Source organism: Siccirubricoccus soli (genome assembly GCF_024178315.1).
In the GTDB taxonomy this organism is placed as follows: domain Bacteria; phylum Pseudomonadota; class Alphaproteobacteria; order Acetobacterales; family Acetobacteraceae; genus Siccirubricoccus; species Siccirubricoccus soli.
This window is the reverse complement of sequence record NZ_JAMZIK010000181.1, coordinates 1-5,959: the sequence shown is the minus strand read 5'-3', so window position 1 is coordinate 5,959 and position 5,959 is coordinate 1. Positions and strand designations below refer to the sequence as shown.

The following is a 5,959-nucleotide window of genomic DNA, read 5'->3' as shown; positions in this document are numbered from 1 at the left end:
ATCGCCGCCAACTCCATGATCCTGCACGAGGCCTACTTCGACGCCCTCGGCGGCTCCGGCGAACCGGGCTGCGGCCTGGCCCGGGCGCTCGAGCGCGACTTCGGCTCGGTTGACCGCTGGCGGGGGGAGTTCACCGCCATGGGCAAGGCGCTGGCGGGCGGCTCGGGCTGGGTGCTGCTGACTTGGTCTGAGCGGCTGGGCAGGCTGACCAACCAGTGGGCGGCCGACCACTGCCACACCCTGGCAGACGGCGCGGTGGTGCTCGCGCTCGACATGTACGAGCACGCCTACGCCCTCGATTTCGGGGCCAGGGCGGGCGCCTACGTGGACGCGTTCATGCGCAACATTCACTGGGATCGCATCGAGGCGCGCCACGGCCGGGCGCTGGATCCCGCCGTGCCGCACCCGTCCTGGCCGAACCCGGACGTGCCCAAGGTCACCGCCGCCGAACTCCGCGCCATGCTGGACCGCGGCGACGAGGTCACCCTGGTGGACGTCTGCCTCGCCGAGGATCTGTCCCGGCGCACCGACATGCTGCCCGGCGCCCGCTTCCTCGCGCCTGAGGCCATCGCCGACTGGGCGGGCGACCTGCCCCGCAACCGGCCGGTGGTCGCCTACTGCGTCTACGGCTTCCAGGTCAGCGGCGAGGCCACCGCCGAGCTGCGCCGCCGCGGCCTGGACGCCCGGATGCTCGCGGGCGGCATCGCCGCCTGGCACGCCATGGGCGACCCGACTGTCCCCCTCGCCCCGGAGCACAAGCAAGGAGACGTGCGATGACGAAGTGGGTCACCCGCGAGCGTCCGAAGATCGACCGCATCGCCTGCCCCTGGCTGATCCGGCGCTTCATCGAGCCAGATGCGGAGTTCCATTACGTGCCGACGGACCAGGTGTTCGCGGTTGCCAAGGAAACAGGCGCGGTCCCCTACGACATCCCCGGCGCCGAGCCGTTCTCGCATGACGGCGAGCTCTGCTCCTTCGACGCCTTCATCAAGCATTACGGTCTCAATGATTCCGCTCTGGACCGGCTGGCCGTCATCGTGCGCGGCGCCGACACCGCCCGGCACGACCTGGCGCCGGAGGCGTCTGGCCTGCACGCCATCTCCATGGGGCTGTCGGCCAACATCCCGGACGACCACGCCATGCTGGAGCAAGGTATGATCATCTACGACGCCCTCTACGCCTGGTGCCGCGACACCAAGCACGAGATCCACAACTGGACGCCGCCCAAGGAGTCGCGCTCCCTAGCGCCGGAGGGCACACCTTGAGCGGCGCCGTGGCAAAGCCCGGGTCGGCACGTGTCGACACCGGCATCGCCGAGGCGGCGGCCGCTCCTGCGCACATGCCGACCTTCGGTGAGGCCCTGCGTGTTTGGCTGAAGGTCGGCCTGCTTTCCTTCGGCGGCCCGGCTGGGCAGATCACGCTGCTGCACCGGGAGGTGGTGGACGACCGCCGCTGGGTCTCGGACGCACGCTTCCTGCACGCGCTGAACTTCTGCACCCTACTGCCGGGGCCGGAGGCGCAGCAGCTGGCCACCTACTTGGGCTGGCTGATGCACGGCGTGCGCGGCGGGGTCGCGGCGGGCGCGCTGTTCGTGCTGCCGGGTATGGCGGTGATGCTCGGCCTCTCCGTCCTCTATGCCACGCTCGGCGAGGTGCCGGTCATCGCGGCGTTGTTCTTCGGCCTAAAGTGCGCCGTGCTGGTGCTGGTGGTCGAGGCGCTGCTGCGGGTGGCGCGGCGGGCACTGAAGACCAATGCCGGCTGGGCGCTGGCCGCCGCTGCCTTCCTCGCGCTCTATGTCTTTGGCGTGCCCTTTCCCGTCGTCGTGCTGGCGGCCGCGCTGATCGGCTACTTCGCCCCTGGAGCGTTCAAGGGCGGCGGCCACGGCGCGGCCAAGGACGGTCCGCCTGCGCTGCTGGACGCGGTGCTCGCGGCGGACCCGGGGCGCCCGGCGCGGCTCGCAGCCAGGGCCTGGCGTGCCGGGTGGGTCGCGGTCGCGCTCTGGCTGCTGCCAGTTGCCGTGCTCATGGCGGCCGGGGCCGGGGTCTTCGCCGACGTTGCTTGGTTCTTCTCCAAGATGGCGGTGGTGACGGTCGGCGGCGCCTACGCCGTGCTCGCCTACGTGGCACAGGAGGCGGTGCAGAGCTACGGCTGGCTGACGCCGGACCAGATGCTGGTCGGCCTCGGCCTGGCCGAGACTACACCCGGGCCGCTGATCCTGGTGCTGCAGTTCGTCGGCTTTCTCGCGGGCTACGGCGCGGGAGGTCTCGTTTGGGGCGTGCTGGCCTCGGTGCTGACAGTGTGGGTCACCTTCGCGCCCTGCTTCGCCTTCATCTTTCTCGGTGCGCCCTATGTCGAGCGGTTGCACGAAAACCGTGCGCTGACCGGCGCGCTGGCCGCGGTCACGGCAGCAGTGGTAGGCGTGATTGCCAACCTGGCGCTCTGGTTCGGCCTGCGGGTCCTCTTCGCCGACGTGCGCCGGGTGGAGGTCGGCCCGGCGACGTTGGACATGCCGGTCCTGAGCAGCCTGGACCTGCTCGCCCTGGCCCTCGCCGCGCTCGCCGCGGCCTGCCTGTTCCGCCTCAAGCTCGGCTTGCTGAAGACCCTCGGTGTCACCGCCGCGGTCGGGCTGGTGGCGAAGCTCACCCTTGGCTGAAGCCGGGCCCTGGAGCCCGGAACGCAGAAAGGAGGATGGCTATGACACACGAAGCCTTCCGTCGGACGACCCTAGCCGGGCTGGCGCTGCTGGCCGCGGCGGGGACGCCAGCCTTCGCCCAGCAGGGTGACCCCGCCGCGCAGCAGAGCGTCTCGCCCAATGCCGACTGGCGCCGCACCATCGCCTCGACGCTCGGCAAGCCCGGGGTGGAGATGCCGGGTGGCGTCTACCGTGTCGCACTGCCGCGCACCGACCTGAAGGTCACGCTGGACGGCGTCCAACTCCGCCCGGGCTTCGCGCTCGGCTCCTGGGTCGCCTTCCATCAGCACGGCCAAGCGCTGATGGTCATGGGCGACCTGGTGCTGCTCGAAACCGAGGTCGCCCCGGTGATGCGCCGCTTGGCCGAGGGCGGCATCGAGGTCACGGCGCTGCACAACCACCTGCTGCGCGCCGCGCCCACGACGATGTACCTCCACGTCGCCGGGCAGGGCGACGCGGCGAGCCTGGCCACCACCCTGCGGACCGCGCTGCAGGAGAGCGCGACGCCACTGCAGGGCGCGGCCGGTCTGGCCGGGGATAACCGGATCGAGGGCGTGGACACCGCCGCTTTCGCCCGCGCGCTCGGCCGCGAGGGGCAGGCTTCGGGAGGGGTCTACGCCGTATCGGTGCCGCGGGCCGAGGCCATCCGCGAGCATGGCACAGAGGTGCCGCCCGCCATGGGTCTCGGCACGGCGATCAACCTCCAAGCCGCGGGGAACGGCAAGGGCGCGATCACCGGCGACTTCGTCCTTGCCGCCAACGAGGTCGTCCCGGTGCAGCGGGCGCTGGTGGAGAACGGCATCGAGGTCACCGCCATCCACACCCATATGATCCATGAGGAGCCGCGCATCTTCTTCATGCACTTCTGGGCGGTGGACGGGCCGGAGAAGCTCGGCCGGGGCCTGCGGGCCGCGCTGGATCAGACCCGTAGCCGGCCGGCGGGTAGAGGCGCACCATGAGGTCGCCCCAGTTCCACCGCCGCGGTTTCGTCTCGGCCGCCAGCGCCCTGGCACTGTCGGGGCAAGTGGGGGCGCAACCGCGGCGGGTGTCGCAGGATTTCGAGGGCGCCCCCGTCGGTGGCCCGCCCCCCGGCTTCGCCGTCGCGCTAACCGGCGGCGGCCCACCGCCGCGCTGGATGGTGCTGGAGGACCCCTCTTCGCCCGCGGGGCCGCATGTGCTGGCCGAGACCAGCCGTGACCGAACCGACACGCGCTTCCCCGTGGCGGTCGTCGACGGCTTCGAGGCGCGCGACGTCGCCATCGCCGTGCGGTTCCGGCCGGTGGACGGCCGGGTCGACCAGGCCGCCGGCCTTGTCGTCCGGTACCGCGACGCGCGCAACTACTACGTCGCGCGGGCCAACGCGCTGGAGAACAACGTCCGGCTCTACCGCGTCGTCGATGGTCGGCGGATCCAGTTCGCCGGCGTGGATGCCAGGGTGCCGCGCGACCGGTGGCAGGTGCTCGGCCTCCGCGTCGAGAGTGACCGCCTCGAGGTATCGCTCGACGGGAAGGTGCTGTTCTCCGCCACCGATCGTACCTTTGCAGAGGCAGGAGGGGTGGGTGTCTGGACCAAGGCCGACAGCCTGACCCATTTCGACGCCCTCGTGGCCGAGGCACTGCGGTGAGGCCAGGGGACACCGGAGGATCACCGCGGATGCCGCCGGCGATTCCTTGCGGCGCGGCGGGCGGGACGGTGGCTTCCGCCGCCGCCCGGTGCGATCCGGCCCGCCGCATCCTCTGGGCGCGGGGTCTGCGCGATTTCGGCGATGGGCTCGTCGCCGTGGTGCTCCCGGCCTACCTGGTTGCGCTCGGCTACGGTGCCGCGGAGGTGGGCGCCGTCGCCACCATCGCCCTTCTCGGCTCCGCGCTGATGACGCTCGGGGTAGGAGTCGCCGGGGCGCGCGCCGATCCGCGACTGCTCCTGCTGCTGGCGGCTGCGCTGATGGCGCTGACCGGGTTGGGCTTTGCCGGCGCCACGGGCCTTGCCGCACTCGCCACCATGGCGCTGGTCGGCACGATCAACCCCTCGGCCGGGAGCGTCAGCATCTTCGTGCCGCTCGAGCAGGCCATGCTGACGCATGCCTCGCCCGACGCGCGGCGAACCGCCGTCTTCGCCCGCTACAGCCTGGTCGGCGCGCTCGCCGCCGCGGCCGGCGCGCTGACCGCGGCCGGGCCCGAGGCGCTCGCCGCGGCCGGCGGCGTGCCGCGCCTCACGGCGTTGCAAAGCACCTTCCTGCTCTATGCCGCGCTTGGCCTCTGCTGCCTCCTCGCCTACCGGCCGATTCCATCCCTCCCTGCCGGGGAGCGCCGCACGACCCTTGCCCCGCTTGGTCCCTCGCGCGGCATCGTCCTTCGCCTCGCCGCCCTGTTCTGCGTGGATTCCTTCGCCGGCGGGCTTGCAGTGCAGTCGCTGCTCGCGCTCTGGCTCTTCGAGCGCTTCGGTCTCTCCCTCACCGAGGCCGGACTGTTTTTCTTCTGGTCGGGCGTCCTCTCCGCCTTCTCCTTCCCGGTCGCGGCCTGGCTTGCGGGTCGCATCGGTCTCGTGAACACCATGGTCTTCACCCATATCCCGTCGAGCCTCGCCCTGATCGCCGCCGCCCTGGCGCCGACGGTGGAATTGGCGCTCGGGCTGCTGCTCCTGCGGTCGGCGCTGTCGCAGATGGATGTGCCGACGCGCAGCTCCTACGTCATGGCGGTGGTCACGCCGGCTGAGCGGACGGCGGCCGCCAGCTTCACCGCCGTGCCGCGCAGCCTGGCCGCGGCGGCGAGCCCGGCGCTGGCCGGGGCGGTGTTCGCGGCCGGACACCAGGAACTGCCGCTGATTGCCTGCGGTGTCCTGAAGATCCTCTACGATATCGCCCTGCTCGCGGCGTTCCGGCATCGGAAACCGCCGGAGGAGCAATAGCCGGCCATGCCTCGGCAAGTGGGCGCCGCCGGCCTCCCACCCTCATGGCGGCGAGGGCACCTCCGTCCGCGGTGTCGGGCCAGCGCCGGGGCGGCGGGCCACACGGACGGCGTCGGCGCGGACCGGCGCGGCCAACACCTTGTCGATGCGGAGGCCGTCCAGGTCCACCACCTCGAAGCGCCAGCCCTTGACCTCCACCGCCTCGCCGACGCGTGGCAGATGACCCATCGCCTGTAGGACAAAGCCGGCGAGGGTCTGGTAGCCGCGCTCGGCCGGGAGAGCGATCCGCAGGCGCTCGGCCATCTCGTCGGCGGGCAGCCAACCTGCCAGCAGCCAGGAGCCGTCCTCGCGGCGCACCGCCGC

Annotated in this window: 7 protein-coding genes; 6 read left to right on the top strand and 1 reads right to left on the bottom strand. The window is 71.9% G+C overall.

Annotation, left to right across the window (positions count from 1 at the left end):
* The 6 genes from NJ376_RS24245 to NJ376_RS24220 form a co-directional block, all read left to right on the top strand.
* The coding region (locus tag NJ376_RS24245) for a Fe-Mn family superoxide dismutase (protein WP_305880021.1) at positions 1 to 777 on the top strand (777 nt) is incomplete at its 5' end.
* A complete protein-coding gene (locus tag NJ376_RS24240) occupies positions 774 to 1,265 on the top strand; it encodes a chromate resistance protein ChrB domain-containing protein (protein WP_252955863.1) in 492 nt (163 codons plus the stop codon). The genes NJ376_RS24245 and NJ376_RS24240, both read left to right, overlap by 4 nt.
* Positions 1,262 to 2,653: a chromate efflux transporter gene (gene chrA, locus NJ376_RS24235; protein WP_252955862.1), complete on the top strand. Its 1,392-nt coding sequence runs from the start codon at positions 1,262 to 1,264 to the stop codon at positions 2,651 to 2,653. Before NJ376_RS24240 ends, chrA begins: the two co-directional genes overlap by 4 nt.
* Before the next feature lie 41 nt (positions 2,654 to 2,694).
* Entirely contained in the window at positions 2,695 to 3,651 is a 957-nt protein-coding gene (locus NJ376_RS24230) for a DUF1259 domain-containing protein (RefSeq protein WP_252955861.1), read from the top strand.
* Positions 3,648 to 4,316, top strand: coding sequence for a hypothetical protein (locus NJ376_RS24225; protein WP_252955860.1), 669 nt, complete (start codon positions 3,648 to 3,650; stop codon positions 4,314 to 4,316). Before NJ376_RS24230 ends, NJ376_RS24225 begins: the two co-directional genes overlap by 4 nt.
* A 29-nt stretch (positions 4,317 to 4,345) precedes the next feature.
* Entirely contained in the window at positions 4,346 to 5,596 is a 1,251-nt protein-coding gene (locus NJ376_RS24220) for an MFS transporter (protein ID WP_252955859.1), read from the top strand.
* A gap of 42 nt (positions 5,597 to 5,638) precedes the next feature.
* On the opposite strand, the gene NJ376_RS24215 is transcribed toward NJ376_RS24220, so the two are convergent.
* The coding region (locus tag NJ376_RS24215; RefSeq protein ID WP_305880020.1) for a transporter associated domain-containing protein at positions 5,639 to 5,959 on the bottom strand (321 nt) is incomplete at its 5' end.